17 protein-coding genes are annotated in these 16,959 nt (G+C 65.0%); 6 read left to right on the top strand and 11 right to left on the bottom strand.

Going from position 1 to position 16,959, the window contains the following annotated elements; genetic code table 11:
• Nucleotides 1-17 precede the first annotated feature (17 nt).
• Genes AC1DX0_RS07365 through AC1DX0_RS07380 form a run of 4 tightly spaced genes read right to left on the bottom strand, consistent with a single transcriptional unit; the run spans nucleotide 18 to nucleotide 4,709 of the window.
• Complete coding sequence (locus tag AC1DX0_RS07365; RefSeq protein ID WP_477223297.1) at nucleotides 18-1,016, bottom strand: ABC transporter permease subunit; 999 nt, start codon at nucleotides 1,014-1,016, stop codon at nucleotides 18-20.
• On the bottom strand, nucleotides 1,013-2,557 hold the full coding sequence (locus tag AC1DX0_RS07370; RefSeq protein ID WP_477223296.1) for a sugar ABC transporter ATP-binding protein: 1,545 nt from the start codon (nucleotides 2,555-2,557) through the stop codon (nucleotides 1,013-1,015). Before AC1DX0_RS07370 ends, AC1DX0_RS07365 begins: the two co-directional genes overlap by 4 nt.
• Complete coding sequence (locus AC1DX0_RS07375; protein ID WP_477354875.1) at nucleotides 2,554-3,933, bottom strand: FGGY-family carbohydrate kinase; 1,380 nt, start codon at nucleotides 3,931-3,933, stop codon at nucleotides 2,554-2,556. Before AC1DX0_RS07375 ends, AC1DX0_RS07370 begins: the two co-directional genes overlap by 4 nt.
• The gene (locus AC1DX0_RS07380) at nucleotides 3,930-4,709 is read right to left on the bottom strand and encodes a DeoR/GlpR family DNA-binding transcription regulator (RefSeq protein ID WP_477223294.1); all 780 of its coding nucleotides are present in this window, start codon (nucleotides 4,707-4,709) and stop codon (nucleotides 3,930-3,932) included. The genes AC1DX0_RS07375 and AC1DX0_RS07380 overlap by 4 nt, the downstream gene beginning before the upstream one ends.
• Before the next feature lie 180 nt (nucleotides 4,710-4,889).
• Here AC1DX0_RS07380 and AC1DX0_RS07385 point away from each other — a divergent pair, with 180 nt between their 5' ends.
• From AC1DX0_RS07385 to AC1DX0_RS07395, 3 genes are read left to right on the top strand one after another with little or no spacing between them, the layout of a single operon-like run.
• A complete protein-coding gene (locus tag AC1DX0_RS07385) occupies nucleotides 4,890-5,933 on the top strand; it encodes a class II aldolase/adducin family protein (protein WP_477223293.1) in 1,044 nt (347 codons plus the stop codon).
• Nucleotides 5,934-5,948: 15 nt separating this feature from the next.
• On the top strand, nucleotides 5,949-7,223 hold the full coding sequence (locus tag AC1DX0_RS07390) for an FGGY-family carbohydrate kinase (protein WP_477223292.1): 1,275 nt from the start codon (nucleotides 5,949-5,951) through the stop codon (nucleotides 7,221-7,223).
• Nucleotides 7,220-8,071: a TIGR01459 family HAD-type hydrolase gene (locus AC1DX0_RS07395; protein ID WP_477223291.1), complete on the top strand. Its 852-nt coding sequence runs from the start codon at nucleotides 7,220-7,222 to the stop codon at nucleotides 8,069-8,071. Before AC1DX0_RS07390 ends, AC1DX0_RS07395 begins: the two co-directional genes overlap by 4 nt.
• Here the strand turns inward: AC1DX0_RS07395 and AC1DX0_RS07400 are convergent.
• A complete protein-coding gene (locus AC1DX0_RS07400; RefSeq protein ID WP_477223290.1) occupies nucleotides 8,058-9,083 on the bottom strand; it encodes a sugar-binding transcriptional regulator in 1,026 nt (341 codons plus the stop codon). The two genes, AC1DX0_RS07395 and AC1DX0_RS07400, sit on opposite strands and share 14 nt — an antisense overlap.
• A gap of 157 nt (nucleotides 9,084-9,240) precedes the next feature.
• Between AC1DX0_RS07400 and AC1DX0_RS07405 the strand changes: the two genes are divergently transcribed.
• Nucleotides 9,241-10,041 (top strand): hypothetical protein, encoded by an 801-nt coding sequence (locus AC1DX0_RS07405; RefSeq protein ID WP_477223289.1) that lies wholly within the window; start codon nucleotides 9,241-9,243, stop codon nucleotides 10,039-10,041.
• Nucleotides 10,042-10,080: 39 nt separating this feature from the next.
• Here the strand turns inward: AC1DX0_RS07405 and ptsP are convergent, their stop codons facing one another.
• From ptsP to AC1DX0_RS07430, 5 genes are all read right to left on the bottom strand, one after another.
• Nucleotides 10,081-12,066: a phosphoenolpyruvate--protein phosphotransferase gene (gene ptsP, locus AC1DX0_RS07410; protein ID WP_477223288.1), complete on the bottom strand. Its 1,986-nt coding sequence runs from the start codon at nucleotides 12,064-12,066 to the stop codon at nucleotides 10,081-10,083.
• 56 nt (nucleotides 12,067-12,122) lie between these two features.
• A complete protein-coding gene (locus tag AC1DX0_RS07415; RefSeq protein WP_477223287.1) occupies nucleotides 12,123-12,503 on the bottom strand; it encodes a PTS glucitol/sorbitol transporter subunit IIA in 381 nt (126 codons plus the stop codon).
• A gap of 73 nt (nucleotides 12,504-12,576) precedes the next feature.
• Complete coding sequence (srlE, locus tag AC1DX0_RS07420) at nucleotides 12,577-13,575, bottom strand: PTS glucitol/sorbitol transporter subunit IIB (RefSeq protein WP_477223286.1); 999 nt, start codon at nucleotides 13,573-13,575, stop codon at nucleotides 12,577-12,579.
• Between the two features lie 16 nt (nucleotides 13,576-13,591).
• Nucleotides 13,592-14,353 carry a PTS glucitol/sorbitol transporter subunit IIC gene (gene srlA, locus AC1DX0_RS07425; RefSeq protein WP_477223285.1) on the bottom strand — a complete coding sequence of 254 codons (762 nt, stop codon included), beginning with the start codon at nucleotides 14,351-14,353 and terminating at the stop codon, nucleotides 13,592-13,594.
• A gap of 51 nt (nucleotides 14,354-14,404) precedes the next feature.
• Nucleotides 14,405-14,842, bottom strand: a complete 438-nt coding sequence (locus AC1DX0_RS07430) for a transcriptional regulator GutM (RefSeq protein WP_127415454.1) — start codon at nucleotides 14,840-14,842, stop codon at nucleotides 14,405-14,407.
• A gap of 190 nt (nucleotides 14,843-15,032) precedes the next feature.
• Here AC1DX0_RS07430 and AC1DX0_RS07435 point away from each other — a divergent pair, with 190 nt between their 5' ends.
• Both AC1DX0_RS07435 and AC1DX0_RS07440 read left to right on the top strand, forming a co-directional pair.
• A complete protein-coding gene (locus AC1DX0_RS07435) occupies nucleotides 15,033-15,674 on the top strand; it encodes a hypothetical protein (protein WP_477223284.1) in 642 nt (213 codons plus the stop codon).
• A gap of 103 nt (nucleotides 15,675-15,777) precedes the next feature.
• The gene (locus AC1DX0_RS07440; protein ID WP_477223283.1) at nucleotides 15,778-16,452 is read left to right on the top strand and encodes an HAD family hydrolase; all 675 of its coding nucleotides are present in this window, start codon (nucleotides 15,778-15,780) and stop codon (nucleotides 16,450-16,452) included.
• Nucleotides 16,453-16,461: 9 nt separating this feature from the next.
• Here the strand turns inward: AC1DX0_RS07440 and AC1DX0_RS07445 are convergent.
• A partial coding sequence (locus AC1DX0_RS07445; RefSeq protein WP_477354878.1) for a DUF930 domain-containing protein occupies nucleotides 16,462-16,959 on the bottom strand: 498 nt, incomplete at its 5' end.

Genomic DNA, 16,959 nt, shown 5'->3' on the forward strand with positions numbered 1-16,959 from the left:
GCCGGCGACCAGGTCACTCACGTTCTTGCTCCAGCCTGGAGCCGGTAGCGGTCGAGGGCGACCGCCACGATGATGACCAATCCCTTGATGATGTACTGCCAGATGTCCGAGACACCGGCCAAGATGAGCCCGTTGGAGAGCACCGCGATGATCAGGCCGCCGATCAGCGTGCCCCAGATCGAGCCGACGCCGCCGACGAAGCTGGTGCCGCCGAGGATGACGGCAGCGATGGCGTCGAGCTCGTAGGACTGGCCGAGCTGCAGGCCGTTGGCGGCATAGAGCCTTGCCGCCGACATGGCGCCGCCGAGACCGGCGAGCAGGCCGGACACGCCGTAGACGAAGAGCAGCACCAGCGGCACCTTGATGCCGGTCAGCCGCGCCGCCTCGGCATTGCCGCCGACGGCGTAGATCCAGGTACCGAGCACGGTGCGCTTGAGCACTACCCAGGACAGCACCACCACCGCCAGCGCGATGATGACCAGCCAGGGGATGCCAAGCAGCGAGCCATTGCCGATGAAGTCGAACGGCAGGTCCGAGTTGAACACGGTCGTGTCCTGCCCGAGCAGGCGGGCAATGCCGCGCACGGCTGTCAGTGAACCCAGCGTGACGATGAAGGGCGGCAGCCTGATATAGGCGACGAGCAGCCCGTTGATGAGGCCGAAGCCGAGACCGGCCAGGATGGCCGCCGGCACGCCGAGCAGGCCCCAGTCCGGCACCAATGATACCATCACCGCCACCATCGCCGCGGCGGCGAGGATGGAGCCGACGGACAGGTCGATGCCGCCGGTCAGGATGACGAAGGTCATGCCGGCCGCCAGCACGATGTTGATCGACGATTGCTGCGTGACGATCAGCAGATTGGTCTCGGTCAGGAAGCGCGGGTTCATGAACTGGAAGCCGGCCGCCAGCAGGATCAGGACAGGCAACATGCCAAGCGCGGCGAAAGTGGTTCGCAACCGCCGGCTCGCGCCGGTGGCCTGGTCGCCAACGCTGATCCCGGTCGCCTTTTCGGTCATTGCTGAGCTGCTCCCGTTGCCAGTTCCATGATCTTCTCCTGACTGAGTGGCGTGCCTTCGGATGCCGTCACCTCGCCCGCGATAGTGCCGTCGCGCATCACCAGCACTCGGTCGGCGACGCCGATCACCTCGGGCAGTTCGCTGGAGATCATCAGGATGGCGATGCCGCTGTTGGCGAGATTGTCGATCAGCCGGTAGATTTCCGACTTGGCGCCGACATCGACGCCGCGGGTCGGTTCATCGAGGATGACGACCTTCGGCTCGGTCTCAAGCAGTCGGGCGAGCAGCACCTTCTGCTGGTTGCCGCCCGACAGCGAGCCGGCATTGGCCTGCGCCGAACGGGTGCGGATCGACAGGTCCGCGATGGCTTTTGCCGCGCGCCTGTCGGCGGCGCTGAAGTCGCGGAACCCGCCGGCCCGCGCGTCCCTGGCCAGCACGCCCATGCTGATGTTGTCGGAAATAGACATGTCGAGGAACAGCCCGAGTTCCTTGCGATCCTCGGTGAGATAGGCGATGCCGGCATCGAGCGCCTCGCGCGGCGAGCCGATGGTTACAGGCTTGCCGTCAAGTTCCAGCGTGCCTGATGTCCGCCTGTCGGCGCCGAAGATCAGCCGGGCGAGCTCGGTGCGGCCGGAGCCGACGAGACCCGCCAGCGCCAGCACCTCGCCCTTGTGCAGGTCGAACGAACAGTTCTTCAGCAGGCGGCCGTCGGACATGCCGCGCACCGAGAGCGCGACGGCGCGCTTCTCGTCCGGCGCGCGATGGTCCTTCTTGTAGAAGGCGGAGAGATCGCGGCCGACCATCATCGACACCAGCCGCGAGGCATTGAGGTCGGCGCGCTCCAGCGTGCCGACATAGCCGCTGTCGCGCAGCACGCTGACACGATCGGCGAGCTGGTAGACCTCTTCCATGCGATGACTGATGTAGATGATGGCGATGCCTTGGGCTTTCAGCGTCGCGATCACCTCGAACAGCCGGTCGGTCTCGCGCGAGGTCAGCGACGTGGTCGGCTCGTCCATGACGATAATGCGCGCATTGGTCGACAGGGCGCGGGCGATCTCGACCAGTTGGCGCTCGCCGAGCGACAGGCTCGAGACCAGGGCGCGCGCCGAGAAGGACACGCCGAGCCGTGCAATGATTTCGTTGGCGCGCCGGCTGCACTGGTCCCGATCGACGATGCCGAAGCGCCGCGGCTCGTTGCCGAGGAAGATGTTCTGCGCCACGGTCAGATTGGGCGCCAGCGACAGCTCCTGGTAGATGACAGCAATGCCGGCGGCGCGCGCCTTGACCGGATCGCCGGTCGCGGCGGGCACACCATCGATCAGGATCTCGCCGCCGGCATCCGGACGATAGGCGCCCGACAGCACCTTCATCAGCGTCGATTTGCCGGCGCCGTTTTCGCCCATCAGCGCGTGCAGCTCGCCGGCATGGACGGTAAGCGAAACATCGTGCAAGGCGCGGACCGCGCCAAACGTCTTGGAGATGTGGCGCATCTCCAGCACCGGCCGGCGCGCCGTCTCGGTCTTGGCCGTCGCGATCATCGCGCGCCTCCCGCCGTTTTGACGGCGGCGCCGTGCCCGCCAACGCGATCGCGCCAGGCGTTGCGATAACCGGCGAGGCCGGTGAAGCGCGTCGCATGCACCGGCTCCGGCGCCTCGGCGGCGAAGTCGCGCCCTACGCTTTCGAAGGCGAGCGCTGCCGCCYCCGTGGCGCTGCCTTCGAGCGAGGCGCCCTGCAGAAAGCCCTGCCCGGGGCGCAGTTGCGCCAGCAGCCCGGCCAGCAGGCCGCCAGTGTTCAGCCCGCCATCGACGATGACGGTGTCTTGCGAATGGATCAGGTCGAGGCAGAGATCGACCATCAGGGTCACGTAAAGCAGCGCCACCGCCGCGCGTTGCTCGTTGCTGGGCGTACCACCGATGATTTCGCCACGATGGCCTGATATCGGCCCGCCGGGCGCAAAACTCGGCAGCGCCATGATGCCGGCGTCGATTGCCTGCTGGATCGAGCCATGCGGGATCGCACCTTGCCAGCCGCCGCTGATGGCGGCGAATTCGCGCCCGCCCATGAAACGGATGGTCGGCACCGGGCCACCGTCGACATCGACATTGACCAGCATGTCACGGTCACGGTCGAGCGCATCGAGAGGGCAGTCGGGATTGAGCACGATGACCCAGGTGCCGGTCGACACCACGGTCAGCGGGCCAAGCTCTTGCCGGCGATAGGCATAGAGCGCCGCATTCGAGTCGTGAACGCCATTGTGGATGGCGATCGGCCGCGCCGCACCGCCGAGATGCCGCTCGCCGATGACGGTGCCGGCGCGCGCGAAGGCCGGCATCTGGCCACGCCACCCCTCGGCATCGACCAGCGAGGAAAAGTCTTGGCTGCGGGGCGCCCATAGATGCGAATGGCAGCCGAGATAGGAGACTTCCGAAACTGGCCTGCCGCCGAGGCGCCAGCTCCAGTACTGGGGATAGCCGAGGATCGATTTCGCTGCCGCGAACGCGTCGGGATCGACCTCCTGCAGCCACAGCATGTGACGGCCATAGTTGAAACCGAGCGGCAGGCGCGGCGAGAAGGTTTCGGCGAAATCCGGGATATGGCGATCGATTCGGGCAGCGATTTCGGCCGGCGGCTCCTGCTCGTAGTCGAGGATCGGATGCGTCAGCGCCGCGTCGTCCACGAGGGCAAAGGTGCAGCCATGGCCCGAGACCATCAGCCCTTCCACGCCATGGTTTTCAGCCGTATCGGTTACGGCACCGAGCGCCCAATCATGCAGCGCGGCCTCGTCGAGCACGCTGAAGCCGTTTTGGTGCGCCCATTTCGGCTGGGTGCGGCGCTCGGCGAGGATGCGTCCGTCCTGGCCGAAGACGAACAGCTTCGAATTGGTCTTGCCGAAATCGAGCACCGCCACTTTCACGGGACGGCTCCCGAGGTGGCCGCGATCCGCACCATGACGCCGGCATCCTCCAGCATGCGCGCATCGGCATCCGAAAGACCGTCGTCGGTGATCAGCGTGCCGATCCGCGACAGCGGTAGCGCGACGTTACGCGCGTGGATCGACAGTTTGCGGCTGTCGGCCAGCACCACGATCTGGTCGGCGCACAGGCTGAGGTCGACGATGGAGCGCACCAGCAGCGGGTGCGATTCCAGCAGCCCTTCCTGGTTGAGGCCTTGCGCACCGAGAAAGAATTTCGAGGCGTAGAAGGGCGTCGGCTGGGTGAGCGAATGGATGATGCCGGGTTCGCGATGCAGGTCGCCGCCGGCGACGGTCAGGCTGCAATGGCCATGATCGCTGAGATAGGCCGCGAGCGGCATTGAATTGGTGTAGAGCCGGATGCTGCGCTCGGCGAGCTTGACGCCGAGATGGAAGCAGGTTGAACCGCCATGGACGATGACAGCGTCGCCGTCGCGCACCATGGTCGCCGCGATGGCCGCGATCTGCCGCTTGGCCTCTACTGCGAGATCGCGGTTTTCGTCATAGGGCCGGGCATAGGCAACGCCCTGCGAAGCGCCGTCGAGCGCCGAGATGCCGCCATAGACCTTTCGTGCTTCACCGGCTTCGTCGATCCGGTCGATATCGCGCCGGACCGTCGCCGCCGAAACGCCTAGCCGCTCCTGCAGCTCGCGCACCGAGGCGAACGGTCGATCCCGCAGCAGCTCGACGATCTGACGCTGGCGGCCGGAGTCGCTCAATTCTTTCCTCCCAATGCCCTTTTCCATGGCAATTGGTGCAACTTACTCAACATCAGTCAGATTGCAAGCCAGTTTTGATGATAGTAGATCACTATTGACGTAAGTCGCTCGCATCTGCGATATCAGCGCCGATAGCGGCACGGCGACGGGATTTCGTGCAACCGTGTAAGGAAAGGCGTCATGGCAACCCAAGCTGATGCACAGGAACTGGCTGCCTTGCGGGCGCTTTCGGCTGGCATTGGGCTGAACCCGCATATGACCCAGGCGGCGGGGGGCAACACCTCGCTCAAGGCTGAAGACACGCTGTGGATCAAGGCGTCCGGCACCTGGCTGAAGGATGCGCTCACCCACGACATCATGGTGCCGGTGGCGATGGCGCCGCTGCTCAAGGCGGTCGACGCGCGCGATCCGGCCGCTGACACGCCGCAGGCCTTTGCCATCGATGAACTCAATCCACGCGGCCTGCGCCCGTCGATCGAAACCACGGTGCACGCCTTGATGCCGCAACGCGTGGTGCTGCATGTCCATTGCGTCGACACGATTTCGCTTGCCGTGCAGGCCGATGGCGAGGCCGAGGTCGCCAGGCGGCTCGCCGGGATCGAATGGGCCTACGTACCCTATTTCCGGCCAGGCCTGCCGCTCGCCCGTGGCATTGCCGAAAAGCTGCGGCCTGGTGTCGACGTGCTGATCCTCGGCAATCACGGGTTGGTCGTTGCCGCCGAAACCGTCACCGCCGCGGACCTCCTGCTCCGCCGCGTCAGGTCGCTGCTGGCGCGGCCACCGCGCGCGACCGCCGCGCCCGACATCGTGGCCCTGACGACGCTTGCCGGCGACGGCGTCTACCGACTGCCGGCGGATCTCGAAGCGCATGCGGTCGCGCTCGATCCGCAAAGCCGCCGCATGGCTGAGGCCGGCAGCCTCTATCCCGACCATGTCATCTTCCTCGGCCGGGGCTCGGTCGTGGCGAGGCCAGGCGARGATGCGGCCGGTGTTGCCGCGCGGTTCGGCGCGGCGCCGATGGCGATCCTGTTTCCCGGCGCCGGCGTGCTGATGCGCGGCGATGCCAGCGCCGGCGCCGACGCCATGCAACGCTGCCTCGCCGACGTGACGGCACGTGTCGATGTCGCGGCACGATTGAACTATCTCACCGCCGCCGAGAATGATGAACTGGTCAATTGGGACGCCGAGCAGTATCGCCAAAAGCTGAATGCCGCCGGCGGCTAGCAAAGGATTGAAGAGATGATGCCCCTTGTCATCGGCATCGACATCGGCACGTCGGGCGCGCGCGCCGTCGCCATGCGCCCGGATTTTTCGATTGCCGGCCAGTCCGCCGTCCGCCTCGACAGATTCGGCCAGAATCCCCGCGCCCCATCGGCATGGTGGCAAGCGGTCCAGACGGCTCTGACGGAACTGCTTTCCGGCATCGACCGCACAGCGGTCCGCGCCATCGCCGTCGACGGCACGTCCGGTACGCTGCTGCCGGTCGACGATGCCGGGCGGCCCCTGGCAGAGCCGATGATGTACAACGACAAGGTCGCCAACGCCGATGTCCTGGCCGCCATCACCCGCGAAGCGCCGGAAGCGAGCGCCGCGCATGGCGCCACTTCAGGCCTCGCCAAGGCGCTGCGGTTCCAGCATCTGTCCGGCATCGCCGCCGTGCTGCACCAGGCCGACTGGATCGCTGGAAATCTCTCTGGCCGCTTCGACATCAGCGACGAGAACAATGCCCTGAAGACAGGCTACGACGTCGAGGCGCGCCGCTGGCCGGACTGGATCGCGGCCACCGGCATGCGCATGGACTTGCTGCCTGATGTCGTCGAGCCGGGCGACGTCACCGGCACGCTCACCAAGGCCGCCGGGGAGCTGTTCGGCCTGCCGCGTGATGTGGTCGTGGTCGCCGGCACTACGGATGGCTGCGCCTCGTTCCTGGCGACGGGCGCCACATCAGCCGGCGACGGCGTCACGGCGCTGGGATCCTCGCTCACCATCAAGATCCTCTCCGACCGGCCGATCTCGGCGCCGCGCTTCGGCATCTACAGCCATCGCCTCGGCGATGCCTGGCTGGCGGGCGGCGCGTCGAATTCCGGCGGCAAGGTGCTGGCGCAGTATTTTCCGCTGGCACGCATCATCGAACTCAGTGCCAGGATCGACCCTACTACCGAGACCGGCCTCGACTATTATCCACTCGGCACGGCGGGCGAGCGGTTCCCCATAGCCGATCCCGCCCTGCCTCCACGTCTTGCGCCACGGCCGGCTGACGATGCCGACTATCTCAAGGCGATGTTCGAAGGCATGGCCGCGATCGAAGCACTTGGTTACCGAAGGCTTGCCGAACTCGGCGCGCCGGCGCTGACCTCGGTCAGGAGCGTCGGCGGCGGCGCAGCAAACCTGGCCTGGACTGATATCCGGCGTCGCAAGCTCGGCGTCGATTTCCTGCCCACGCTGTCCGATGAGGCGGCGGCCGGCACAGCGGGGCTGGCGCTGAAGGGTGCAAGCAAGGCGGGACTGCTATGAGTGCGAAAACCATCGAACGCCTGGACGGCATCGGACCGCTGGCTGAGCGCTACCAGGTCTTCCTGCTCGACCAGTTCGGCGTGCTGCATGACGGCCAGGCTCCTTATCCCGGCGCGGTGGAAGCATTGTCGGCGCTGAAGCGCGCCGGCAAGACGGTGGTGCTGATCTCCAACTCCGGCAAGCGCGCCAGGCCCAACGAGGACCGTCTGCTGAAGCTCGGCTTCGCCGCTGGCAGCTGGGACCATTTTGTCTCCTCCGGCGAGGTGGCATGGCGGTCCTTTGATGACATGGCGGCATCGGGAGAGCTGCGTTCGGGCACGAAATGCCTGCTGATCAGTCGCGACAACGACCGCACGGCGATCGAAGGCCTGCCCTTCGTGCTGACGGAGGCCGGGGAAGACGCCGAACTGGTGCTGATCTCAGCCAGCGAGGGCGATCGCCACGACCTCGATCATTATCGCCGGCTGCTCGCGCCGGCGGCGGCGCGGCGGGTGCCGTGCTTCTGCACCAATCCCGACAGGATCATGCTGACGGCGGTCGGACCTCGCTTCGGCGCCGGCGAGATCGCCGATCTCTACGAAAGCCTGGGCGGCAGCGTCACCTGCATCGGCAAACCCTATCCGGCGATCTTCGACGCAGCCCTGGCGCTGGCAGGCGAGCCGGATCGCGCCAGTGCGGTCTGCATCGGCGACAGCGTCGAGCACGATGTTGCAGGCGGAAACGGCGCCGGCGTCGCCACGGCGCTGGTGCTGAGCGGAATATTGGCGGACACACCGGATCTTGCCGCCGTGTTCGACGAGCAGCAGGCCTGGCCCGATTACATCACGGGATCCTTCAGCTTGCGCTGACCGCCTCGAGCATGCGCCTGGCGCTTTCCTCGTCGGTGATGAGGATCGTCGGCGCGATCAGGTTCATGGCGCCGAGCAATGCCTCGGTCTTCTCCGCACCGCCGGAGGTGAGGATACGGATYGGCGCCGCGCGCAGACGGTCGACCTCCACCGACATCACGTGGCTGTTGACGGGATGGTCGACGAGGTCGCCATAGCGGTCGAAGAAGTGGAACAGAAGGTCGCCCACCGCACCACGCGCAAGCAGGGCCTCCCGGTCCGCTTCCCTGAGAAAGCCGCCGCGAGAGAAGGTGGTGGCCGAAGCGATGCCGCCGACGCTCAGCAGGACGGCATCGAGCACGTTGGCCATTTCAAAGACTTCCTGCAGGCCGCAGCGCTCGACCAGCGCGATCTTGGTCTCGACGCTGTCGACGACGGCAGGCGTCGGGATCAGATAGCCGTCGCCCTGGAAGATTTGAGCGAAGCGCCAGGCGAACTCGGCCGGGTTGTAGCGCCGCACGACGCCGACACCGCCAAGCAGCGAAATGACCTTGAAGTCGGTGAGCGATTTGGCGCTGATGAAGGGCAGGCTCGAAAACAGCGTCTGGCCCCAGCCGACGCCGACGCGCATACCCGATTTCATCGTGTCGGACAGAAAACTGCCGGTCTTGGCGCTGATTGCCGGTATCGGATCGGCATTGGGGGCCGAAAGCGGCGCCACCAGCGCCTGCTGCAGGCCGAACGTCCGCTCCAGCGCGCGCTCCAGCCGCACGATCTCCGACAATTCGCTCTCGATGGTGATTTTCACCTCGTTGCGCGCCCGGGCGTCGGCAAGCATGCGCACGATGGTGACGCGGCCGACGCCGAGCACGTCGGCGATCTCGTTCTGCGTCATCTGCTCGACGAAATACATCCAGGCGGCGCGAATCCTGAGGCGGTCCGTCCGGCTTTCACTAGCGACCTGCTCGGTCACGTCGACCCCTGCCCGCCCCTCGTCGGCCCGCCCCTCGCCGGTTTGTCGTCGCCTGGCCAAATCATCCCTCCCCCGCGGCGACGGACAAGCGCGCTGTCGCCGATTCTGCGTGCTGGTCTAGTATCGCCTATTGATCTACCAATCGATAGGAACAATGTAGAGTTGGTGGCTGGCCCTCTGCTGGCCGCCCCCCACGACACTTTCGAGGCGATCCGCGATGCTCCGACAAATCTCCGAAGACGTCCGCGTCAACCTGAAGGACCGGTTGCGGGAAGTCCGCGACATCATCCGCCAAAGCCGCCATGACGGCACCGGTGACGCCAGCGTCCTGCGCGAAGCCACCAGCCATCTGCCGCCGTTTCCGGGCAAGGGCATCGAAGGCCTGCTCAGCCATGCCGCCAGCGCCTTCGACGAGGCGCTGTCGATCGCCGAATCCTTTGTTCCGCATGAGCGCCCGATCAAGGTGGACGGCACGACCGTGAAAGGCCTTGGCACCTATTTCCCAGCCGGAGACGAAGAACGTCAGTTGAGCGCCGAACGCCTGTTTCGGCGCGACATGTACTACCTGACCAAGGCAGTGCTTGCCGGGCTGAAGATCGATAATGCCCGCATTCATGAGGCTGATTTTGCTGCCGCGCATGCCACGATGCGCAAGCGCCATGGTGATCTGCTGGCCGCGTTGACCGCACCGGGTACCGGATTGCAAGCAATCGCGGCCACCTGCGCGGCACTGCTTGTCGAGTTGCTCAACCAGCGTCCCGTCCGCTTTGGCGAAGCCGCGCCGGAAACGGCCGCGATCGCCGGCCGGGCGCTCGATATAAGCTGCCTGGCGCCGGTCGTTCTGGCCTGCGGCCTGGCGACAACAGGGAGGGATGGTGCGCCGGAGCCGGACATGCTGGAGATCGCGATCCTGGCTGCCGATATACGTCACGACCGCATTGTGCAGGCTTGCGGAAAGGCGAGCCCGGTCGAGGAATTGACCCCTGTCTTTGCCACCTTGCTTGCCCACTTGCCATAACGCCGGGTTGCGCAAAACAAAGAGAACGGCTGCGGAAACCTAATCTCCAGCGGCCATGGCCGTGATCGTCTTCTTGGCGCGCTGGATCGAGGCCGGACTCATCGAAAGTTCGGTCAGGCCCATCTCGATGAAGGCCGGGATCAGATCCGGCCGGCCCGCCGCCTCGCCGCACATGCCGACCATGATACCGGCGGCGACGCCGGCTTTGGCCGTCAGTTCGATCGCCATCATGACCGCCGGATTGGTGACGTCGTTGAGCTTGGCCACGGTTGGGTTGAGCCGATCGGCGGCCATGATGTATTGGGTCAGATCATTGGTGCCGATCGAAAAGAAGGCCACCTCCTTGGCCAGCGCCGGGGCGATCAGCACGGCGGCCGGGGTTTCGATCATCACGCCGAGATCGAACGTCGCATGCGGCACGCCTTCGGCCTTCAGTTCGGCGGCGCATTCATCGACCAGTGCGCGGGTGCGCGTGACTTCGGAAATATCGGCCACCATCGGCAGCATCACCTTGATGTTGCCGTGCACGGCGGCCCTGAGCAGCGCCCTTAGCTGGCGCTTGAAGATATCCGGCCGATCGAGGCACATGCGAATGCCACGCCAGCCGAGGAAGGGGTTCTCCTCGTCGGGAAACTCGATGCCGGCAATCGGCTTGTCGCCACCGATATCGAGCGTGCGCACGATGACCGAATAGGGCGCGAAGGCCTTGGCCAGCGCCGCATAGGTCTCGGCCTGCATGTCCTCGGAGGGCAGGTGCATGTGGCGCATGAACAGGAGCTCGGTGCGGAACAGGCCGACGCCCATGGCGCCGGCCTCCTGTGCCGCCTCGATTTCCTCCAGCGAGCCGATATTGGCCGCGACCTCGATCACCTTGCCGTCGGCGCGCTTCGGCGTCACCGTCTTGAAGGCGGTCAGGCCGGCACGCTCCTTCGCCGCCGCTTCGACACGGCCGGCGTAGTCGGCGCGCGTCGCCGCATCCGGGTCGATGATCACATGGCCGGTGTTGCCGTCGAGCGCCACGTCGCGCGCGGTGCGCAAGGCGTTGACCTGGTCGCCAAGGCCCAGCACCGCCGGAATGCCGTGCGAGCGGGCGATGATGGCGATGTGCGAGGTGGCGCCGCCATGCCCGCAAATCACCCCGCCGATGCGTTTCAGCGGCGCGCGCGCCAGATCCCAGGCGCCAATATCGTCGGCGATGAGGATGGCGCCTTCGGGAATGTTTTCGAGGCTGACGTCGTCTTGGCCCAGCAGCACCAGGCAGATCTGCCGCCCGACGGCATGGACATCGTCCGCCCGCGCATTGAGGTAGTGATCGTCGACGGCGCTGAAATCGGCGGCGATGGTGGAAGCGGCGATGATGACGGCCGAAACCGCGTCATTGCCGCCGTTGATCGCCTTTTCCGCCTCGCCGGTCAGGCTGTCGTCGGCCGCGATATCGCGCAGGGCTGCGACGATTCCCCTGTCGCCGGCCGACAGGTTGTCCTGCGCCAAGGCCCGGTCCATGCGCGTCTGGACGGCGGCGACAGCGGCACGGAACCTGTCGATCTCGCCGGCGATCTCTTCAGCCTGCAGCATGCGGCCCTGTCCGGCGATGTCAGGCGGGAAATGCGCGAAGGCCGGCCCGATGGCGACGCCCTCGCTCGCGGCGACACCGCGCAAACCGTTTGCTTCGCCGGGTGCAGTCTTTGCGGATTGCGGCGCTGGTGCGGGTGGCGCTTCCTGTCCAGCGTCATTCGCCGGGCTCTGCGGCTCGGCTTCGTCGTCGAGACCGGCCTTGGGGTTCTCGAGATAGCCGATCAGCGCTTCGATCGCCTCGATGGCGTCGGCGCCGTTGGCACGCACGGTGACTTCCTGGTTTTCCTTGACCGCCAGCAGCATCAGCTTGACCGAGCTCTTGGCACTGACCGCCTTGCCGTCCTTGACCAGTTCGACATCGGATTCGAAGCCCTTGGCGAGCTTGACGAACCGCGTGGCGGGACGGGCGTGCAAACCTTCATGCACTCTGACGATGGTCGAGCGTTCCATGGCAAATACTCTGCTTTTTTAAGCGCCAAAACCAGATGGGCAGCGGCGCGAATGCTTCAGGCGGCGATGGTGATGATCGCGTCTGTCTTCAGGGCGGCCACGAGCGCTTGGGTATCGACCTGCGATGCGCAGATCTCGCCCGGCCTCTCGGCCTCGGTGGCGCCGTTGAACGAGATGACGACGTGGCCCATCTCGAGCACCTTGCTCCACGCGCTGGAGCCGACGGCGGTTATGACAGCGGAAACCGGACCAAGGGTGATCGACGCGCCCTTTTGAGGCGCGCCGTCGCTGGGTCCGAGCTCCGTCTTGTGGAGCACCGAGACCTCGGCAAGCTCCGGCGGCGAGCCATCCGCAAACAGGATGACCACGCCCCCTTCGGCAAGATCCGCCACTTCGGGCCCGATGGCAGTGACCCGTGTTCTCAACAGAACCGTCATATGGCGAACCTCATTTTCCTACTTTGACGCAATTCCGGACGGAAAACCGCTTACACTTTTCCTGGAATTGCTTTTAGAACACGATCAGGCTGACGACCCAGGCGATCAGCACCGAGACCGGCCCCATGATCTGGCGGCTGATGAGCACCGCCGGAACACCGATCTCGATCGTCTTCGGCTTGGCTTCACCGAGCGCCAGGCCGACGGGGACGAAGTCGCAGCCCACCTGGGTATTGTAGGCAAACAGCGCCGGTAGTGCCATCGCCGGCGAAATCGTGCCGTTGGCGATCTGCGGGCCGATGATGGCGACGCCGATGACCTGCGCGATGACAGCGCCTGGCCCGAGGATGGGTGACAGGAACGGCAGGCCGCAGATAGCCGAGATGATCAGCAGGCCGACGATGTTGTTGGCCAGCGGACCCATCGGCTGGGCGAGCACGTCACCGATGCCGGTATACAGGATCAGGCCGATGAGCATGGTCACGAAGGCCATGAACGGCAGCACGTTGCGTACCACCTGGTCGATCGTGCGGCGGCCGGCATTGAAGAAGATGCCGACCACCCGACCCATGACGCGGCCGATCGTGCTGATGAAGCCGATAAGACCGCCCTCGCTGGGCAGCGCCGTCGGCGTCGCATTGTTATTGCTCGAACTCATCGCTGCTGCTCCCCCCGCAGTGGTGACCGCTTCGGACCCGTCAGCCATTGTGACGTCGGCCGGCTTCACGCCCGAAACGTAGATATCCTCGGTGATGAACTGGGCGAGCGGCCCAGACTGTCCGACCGGCGTCAGATTGACGGTCGGGATGCGTTTGCGCGGATAGACGCCGCAGCGTGCGGTGCCGCCGCAATCGACGACGACGACCGCCATCTCGCCTTCGACCGGCGGCGCCCTGAAGCCGTCGACGGCCGTGGCGCCGGTCATGTCGGCGATAAGTTGGGCGACCGGATGGATGCCGCCGCCAGTGACGGAGACGACCTTGTCGCGCTGCGCGGTTGGCTCGATGACGAGCGGACCACCCCAACCGGTTTTACCCCGGGTGATGCGTACGGCTTTGTATGTCTTGGCCATGATGTCCTCCCCGCCCTTACAGCTCGACGCCCTGGCGGCGTGCCATGATCATGGTGATACGCTCGGTCAGCATGCCCTTGAGCAGGATGACGACGAGGCCGACAATGGCGTACCAGATCGCCACCTTGACGTGGTAACCGGCGACGACAACGCCCTTCTTCTCAAGCTCGAGCAAAGCCACGAGAATGCCGCCCCAGACGAAATACTCGCCGGGATTGATGTGCGGGAACAGGCCGAGCGGCGGATGCACGTAGGACACGGCCGCGTCATAGAAGGCCGGCTTGTGCTTTTCTTCCAGGAACGATCCGAACGTGTAGGCCATCGGGTTGGTGAGGAAGAACACCGCCAGCAGCGGCAGCAGCGTATAGCGGGTCAAAGCAATACGGCCAGCGCCGCGCGCCAGACCGTGCACGCGCTCTTCGCCGACCAGTTCGGTGACGGCGTAGAAGGCGGTCATCAGCACCACCAGCGTTGGAATGATACCGGTGACGAAGCCGGCGAACACTTCGCCGCCCTTCTGGAAGATACCGATGAAGTATTTGCCGATGGCGGTCAGCCAGCCGAGCTGCTCTTCCTGCTGGACGTCCTTCAGCTTTTCCTTGAACTGGTCGACGGTGATCGGTCCGCTGTCTGCTTGCGCAAGGACAACGAGATGATCGGAAGCATGCTCGACGGCGAGCTTGCCATGCAAAGCAGCATCCGAGACCATGGTACCTGCGACATGCAGATTGTGCACGGCCATGTCGGCATGCTGCGCCAACAACGAAAATACAGACATTTCTCCTCCTTATGCCGCCCGCCGGTTATCCCAGTCGGTGCGCGGCGTCCTCTAGGCCCTTGCTACGTTCAAACCGGATAGACCCGGCTTCTTCCCCGGCTCCGACCGTGTTTTGTCGATCTGTTCGATCGCTCGCTTCACGGCCTCGGCCACACCGGGTTCCCCCTCCCCCATGATCGCAGGGTTGGACCGGAGTCGATCGAGGGGAACACCCTCGAATTCTTCATGTCTTTTGAACTTGGTGAAGACGGAGCGGCCGCTCATCACCATCAGGCGGCGCACGATCAGGTCAGGCGTCACCACGACGAGCGCGATGGTGCCCTTGGCCAATCGGCCGCGAAAATTGCCGGCTCCGACGAAGCCGTCCTTGTACTGGTCGGTGACGCCCCGGAAGACATCCGAATAGTGCCGCATCTGCAGCCAGACGCCGAGCGACTGCAGCGCCCACACAATAACCAGCAGAAGCAGTCCCCACTGCCAAATCGCCATTCGGTTCTCCTCCCGAAGCCTCAGTTGAAGCCCACCTTGGACCGGCGCGCGACAACAGCAAAGTGAGAACATTTGTTTCCGCGAATGTCAATATGTATGATATTGGCCTCTGCCACGCCATCCACAGGACCGTCGCCGATTTCAGCGGCGGCACGGCTGTGCTAGCCTGTCGTCAAACGGGATGCATGCAATGGAACTGCCCTTCAGGGATGAATTGGCCCTAATGCCCGACCTGCGCCACCGGTTACGGCAGCTGCGCTGGTTCCGCGCCACCTTCCGCGGCAGCGCCAAGGTGGTCTCGGACACATTCGGCGTACGCTTCGACATCGACGAGGCAAAGCTGACAAGGGCTTTTCTCGACTGGGTCGAGATCATGGAGGCGCAGAAGCGCTTCGCCGCGGTCGACCGCGCCGACTTCATAGTCTTTGCCGCCGGCCTGGTGCTGCGCGAACTGATCAAGCAGGCGCCAGCCAGGGAAATCTCCGGTCTCGCAGAGCTCATCGAGACGGATCAGAATGCCGGCACGCTGGAAATCATCCGCTTCTGGCCGGAAGGCTTCCTCTACACCAACTACTGCGTCTCGGTGATTTCGGCGGTCCACGAGCAGGAGTTCGGCACGGCGCCCAGCATCGACAAATGCGCCGACGACCTGCGCACCTGGTGGTCCTATCGCGAGAATGTCACCGAGATGCCGGCCTATGCGGTGGCTTTCCTCGATCGCTTCCTCGGCGCCGAACCGAACTGGATCACGCCGGATCGCGCACAGTCCCGGCAAGCCATGCAAAGGGCGCTCGGATCCGCCCGCGCAAGCGATGCGCTGCGCCAGCTTTGATCGCCCACCGTTTCATCCCCAAAACGCGCTCAAGAGATCGCACTATTGAACATTTGACTTTTTGCCGATAGCGATGTGCGAAATGTGACTTGAGGAGAAGCGCGTGGCGCTACCAAGGCCTATCATCTTCGATTGCGACGGCGTTCTCGTCGACAGCGAGCCGCTGGCCGCCAGGGCCTATGAGCGCGTCTATGAAAAGCACGGCATGCCCGGCGTTCACGGCGGCATCATCGCCCAGTGCGTCGGCATGAAGCAGTCCGACATCATCGTCAGGATCAGGGAATTGACCGGCCACCAGTTTCCCGCCGCGGCCGACGGTGACATCTGGGCCGAGACCAAGATTCTGTTCACCGAGGAATTGAAGCCGACACCGGGAATCGCCGCGTTTCTGGAAACACTTCAGGGCGACCGCTGCGTCGCCTCGTCATCCTCGGTCGAGCGTATCAACCACAGCCTTGCCGTCACCGGGCTGGCGCATGTCTTCGGCGAGGCAATCTACAGCTCCTCGATGGTCAAGAACGGCAAGCCGGCGCCCGACATCTTCCTGTTCGCCGCCGCCAAAATGGGCGCCAACCCGGCCGATTGCATCGTCATCGAAGATTCGCCCTTCGGCATCCAGGGCGCGGTTGCCGCCGGCATGACGGCGATCGGCTACACCGGCGGCGGCCATACCTATGCCGAGCATGCTATGCGACTGACAGCGGCTGGCGCCGATTTCGTCTGCGCCGACTGGCAAGAAGTTAGCCGGCAACTGGCCGGACTCGGCGTGCCGGCGTAGACTGGCAGACTAGAGGGGCCGCGGCCATTCGCTGCGTGGCATCTCACCGCCGACACGGAAGTCGAATGACAAGACCCTCGTCGCATTGGTATCGACCTCGCACCGGAAGCTCAGATGGTACCATGCGGTTGTCGTGCTGAAAGCGGTATCCGAGCCGTCAACAATATTGCCCGCCTTCAGCGGAATAGATGGCACCCATTTGGGAAAATAAGAGGCATCCAGCAACTGCTGCTGCAACGCGTTGGCGCAAAGCATGGCAGCACGCTGTCCACGAGGCACTCCGTCCATCGCGGTCGTGGCCAGTGCATCGCTGATAGAGCCTTGCGAGAACAGCCTGCGAACACCCGGAAGGCTCGATTGGTTCCGCGATGCAGACTTCGAGACCTTTGAAGGGCCGGGCTTCGGCGCATTTGCCGGTTTGGGCTTCGGCGCTTCCGCCGACATGGGAAGCTCGATCTCGCCCACGTCGCCGGCGGTAGCCGGTGACGTGGGCGCAGGGGCTGTTTG

It is taken from the genome of Mesorhizobium sp. P3_A9, from assembly GCF_056402975.1.

Bases quoted from the DNA above. Each gene is read 5' to 3' on its own strand.
- AC1DX0_RS07415 (WP_477223287.1), bottom strand. From the start codon at position 12,503: ATGACGGTTCTGTTGAGAACACGGGTCACTGCCATCGGGCCCGAAGTG.
- AC1DX0_RS07405 (WP_477223289.1), top strand. From the start codon at position 9,241: ATGCTCCGACAAATCTCCGAAGACGTCCGCGTCAACCTGAAGGACCGG.
- ptsP (WP_477223288.1), bottom strand. From the start codon at position 12,066: ATGGAACGCTCGACCATCGTCAGAGTGCATGAAGGTTTGCACGCCCGT.
- AC1DX0_RS07395 (WP_477223291.1), top strand. From the start codon at position 7,220: ATGAGTGCGAAAACCATCGAACGCCTGGACGGCATCGGACCGCTGGCT.
- srlE (WP_477223286.1), bottom strand. From the start codon at position 13,575: ATGGCCAAGACATACAAAGCCGTACGCATCACCCGGGGTAAAACCGGT.
- AC1DX0_RS07430 (WP_127415454.1), bottom strand. From the start codon at position 14,842: ATGGCGATTTGGCAGTGGGGACTGCTTCTGCTGGTTATTGTGTGGGCG.
- AC1DX0_RS07435 (WP_477223284.1), top strand. From the start codon at position 15,033: ATGGAACTGCCCTTCAGGGATGAATTGGCCCTAATGCCCGACCTGCGC.
- AC1DX0_RS07390 (WP_477223292.1), top strand. From the start codon at position 5,949: ATGATGCCCCTTGTCATCGGCATCGACATCGGCACGTCGGGCGCGCGC.
- AC1DX0_RS07365 (WP_477223297.1), bottom strand. From the start codon at position 1,016: ATGACCGAAAAGGCGACCGGGATCAGCGTTGGCGACCAGGCCACCGGC.
- AC1DX0_RS07370 (WP_477223296.1), bottom strand. From the start codon at position 2,557: ATGATCGCGACGGCCAAGACCGAGACGGCGCGCCGGCCGGTGCTGGAG.
- srlA (WP_477223285.1), bottom strand. From the start codon at position 14,353: ATGTCTGTATTTTCGTTGTTGGCGCAGCATGCCGACATGGCCGTGCAC.